The organism is uncultured Methylobacterium sp. (genome assembly GCF_964242245.1).
Taxonomy (GTDB): Bacteria; Pseudomonadota; Alphaproteobacteria; order Rhizobiales; family Beijerinckiaceae; genus Methylobacterium.
In genome coordinates this window covers 1-3,006 of the sequence record NZ_CAXTBY010000213.1, presented here as the reverse complement: position 1 = coordinate 3,006, position 3,006 = coordinate 1, and the positions used below count along the sequence as shown (strand labels likewise).

Here is a 3,006-nt window from a genome sequence, read left to right as displayed (position 1 = left end):
TGCGCCGCATCCACTGGCGCCGGGTCGTCGACATGAACGACCGGGCGCTGCGCGCCATCACCCAGTCGCTGGGCGGCGTCGCCAACGGGTTCCCGCGCGAGGACGGCTTCGACATCACCGTGGCCTCGGAAGTCATGGCAGTGTTCTGCCTCGCGCGCGATCTCGCCGATCTCGAGGAGCGGCTCGGCCGCATCGTCGTCGCCGAGACCCGCGCCCGCAAGCTCATCACCCTGAAGGACGTGAAGGCCACCGGCGCGATGACGGTGCTGCTGAAGGACGCGCTCCAGCCGAACCTCGTGCAGACGCTGGAGGGCAACCCGGCGCTGATCCACGGCGGCCCGTTCGCCAACATCGCCCACGGCTGCAACTCGGTGATCGCCACCCGCGCGGGCCTGCGGCTCGCCGACTACACCGTGACGGAAGCCGGCTTCGGCGCCGACCTCGGCGCTGAGAAGTTCCTGGACATCAAGTGCCGGCAGGCGGGCCTCGCGCCGTCGGCGGTGGTCATCGTCGCCACCGTGCGGGCGCTGAAGATGCACGGCGGCGTCAACAAGAAGGATCTGGGGTCCGAGAACGTCGAGGCCCTGGAGAAGGGGTTTGCCAACCTCGCCCGCCACGTCACCAACGTGCGCGGCTTCGGCCTGCCGGTGGTGGTCGCGGTCAACCACTTCCACGCCGACACCGAGGCCGAGCACGCGCGGCTGAAAGAACTTTGCCGGCAAAAGCTCGACGTCGAGGCGATCACCTGCAAGCACTGGGCGCAAGGGGGTGCGGGCGCCGAGGCGCTGGCCCACGCCGTGGTCGCGCTCTCCGAGGGCGCGGCGAAGCCCATCGCCTACGCCTACGCGGCCGAGACGACGCTGTCGGACAAGATCCGGACGATCGCGACCAAGCTCTACGGCGCGGCCGGCGTCCAGATCGAGGCGAAGGCTCAGGCTAAGCTCGCCGCCTTCGAGAAGGACGGCTACGGGCACCTGCCGGTCTGCATGGCCAAGACCCAGTACTCGTTCTCGACCGATCCGGGGCTGATCGGCGCGCCGGAGGGCCACGTGGTCGCGGTGCGCGACGCGCGCCTCTCGGCCGGCGCCGGCTTCGTGGTGGTGATCTGCGGGGAGATCATGACCATGCCGGGCCTGCCGCGGGTGCCGGCCGCCGACACGATCCGGCTCGACGCCGACGGCCGGATCGACGGCCTGTTCTAGAGCATCAGGCGAGGTGCGCGCGGTTCGCGTGAAGACACTGCGATCACACGGAGGCTTAGAGCGAGGGCGGTGAGCGCGAGCGAACCGGAATTGCTCCAGGGGCGCGCCGACTCACCGGGATCGGGCACGACCCTACCGGCCCGATCCGCGGATCGCCATCTTGAGTCTCTGGTCCGCCCAGTCGATGCGCGCATCGATGCCGCGCCGGATGCACTTGCCGACGGTGTCGCCGGCGTAGAAGCCGGTGCGCTCGTCCTGAGCCCGGCAGTCGCGCACGGGCGGCCACGCGATCACGAGGCCGAGGACCAGGGCGACGGCGGCGCCCTCGATCAGCAGCCAGCCCTTCCAGCCGAGGCGGAAACCGCGGGCGAGGCCGGGGGGCCGGCGGCGGCGCGGCGGCGCGTCGTCCGGGACGCCGAGCGCCGCGTCGGGGGTCATCGGCGCGATCCGCTTCAGGCGCGCGCGGGCCCTCTCCGCATCGGTGGCGAGGGGCGGCAGGGACGTGGTGTCGGCGGGAATAGTCCGCATGGCAGGCTCGCAGGGTCGGTTGGAGGGCGTGCGTTGGGCCACGGTACGGCCGGAGGGATCTCCGGCCGTGCCCGGCTGATCGGCGGGCGCGTTCCGTCGGGTTCAGTCGACGACCCGCCGGAGCAGGCCGAGGTTGTCCGGCAGCGACAGCGCGCCCGCGAGGATCTCGCCGCGCGCGCAGGCGCCCGCCCTGAAGAGTTCGCCGACGCCGCCGCGGCCGGAGCGCGCGCCGCAATCGGTCACGAGGTAGCTCGCGGCAAACAGCGCCGGGGGCGTCAGGATGAGGGCGAGCTTGACGAGGGAGAAGAGGCGCGCGGCAAGCCCCCTGCGCCGCGGCCGGTCCTCGGGCCGGTCCCGGTCGTCCCAGTGCCCGGCCCGCCAAGTGCGGTCGTCGTGATCGTGCGCGTCGTATCCGCGGGACATGCCGGGCCGTCCTCGTCCTAGTCCATGCTCGATCATCGCGATCCGACTTCGAGTATGGCCAATCAACCTGAAGACGAGGCTAAGCATCGTGTTTAAGGCGGTCTGAACGGCCCCGCGCGCCGCGTTCCCGTCGGCGAAGCTCTCCCATTGGCGAAGCTCTTGCAGAGGCCTAAGTCGCAGGGTGCGGCCGGGGTCGCGCCGCATTCGGCCCGCCGGCTCGAGGCCGCGCCGCCGCACGCATACGGGAGCAGCCCTTGGCCATCATCATTCCCGTCGCCGCGTTCGACTACGTCGTCTTCGGCGCGACCGGCGACCTCACCACCCGCAAGCTGCTGCCGGCGCTGTACTACCGGTTCAAGGACGGGCAGATCCCGGACACCAGCCGGATCATCGGTGCCTCCCGCTCAGGATTGACGGGGGAGGCGTTCCGCGAGCGCACGCGCGACGCGCTCAAGCGCTTCGTCCCGGCCGCCGACCTCGACCCGGAGACGCTGGCCGCCTTCCTCGACCACCTCGACTACGTCCCGGTCGACGGCGCCGGCACGGACGGCTGGGAGAACCTCGTCGCCAAGCTCGCCGAGCGGCCCGATCAGGTGCGCCCGTTCTACCTCGCGACCTCGCCCGACCTCTACGGCGCGATCTGCCGGAACCTCGCCAAGTACGGCCTCGTCGGGGCCAAGTCCCGCGTCGTGCTGGAGAAGCCGATCGGCAAGGACCTCAAGTCGGCGCGCGCCATCAACGACGCGGTCGGCGAGGTGTTTCCCGAGGAGCAGATCTTCCGGATCGACCACTACCTCGGCAAGGAGACGGTGCAGAACCTGCTGGCGCTGCGGTTCGCCAACACGATCTTCGA

3 protein-coding genes and 1 pseudogene are annotated in these 3,006 nt (G+C 71.1%); 2 read left to right on the top strand and 2 right to left on the bottom strand.

Annotated elements, in window-relative coordinates; genetic code table 11:
• On the top strand, positions 1-1,202 hold a 1,202-nt coding region (locus ACFE8Y_RS21475; RefSeq protein WP_375466393.1), incomplete at its 5' end, for a formate--tetrahydrofolate ligase.
• A 132-nt stretch (positions 1,203-1,334) separates the two neighbouring features.
• Here ACFE8Y_RS21475 and ACFE8Y_RS21470 read toward each other — a convergent pair.
• Together ACFE8Y_RS21470 and ACFE8Y_RS21465 are read right to left on the bottom strand one after the other, a co-directional pair.
• Positions 1,335-1,730 carry a hypothetical protein gene (locus ACFE8Y_RS21470; protein WP_375466392.1) on the bottom strand — a complete coding sequence of 132 codons (396 nt, stop codon included), beginning with the start codon at positions 1,728-1,730 and terminating at the stop codon, positions 1,335-1,337.
• A gap of 102 nt (positions 1,731-1,832) precedes the next feature.
• Entirely contained in the window at positions 1,833-2,153 is a 321-nt protein-coding gene (locus tag ACFE8Y_RS21465; protein ID WP_375466391.1) for a hypothetical protein, read from the bottom strand.
• A 254-nt stretch (positions 2,154-2,407) separates the two neighbouring features.
• Here ACFE8Y_RS21465 and ACFE8Y_RS21460 point away from each other — a divergent pair.
• A pseudogene (locus ACFE8Y_RS21460) lies at positions 2,408-3,006 on the top strand (glucose-6-phosphate dehydrogenase); the annotation flags it as partial.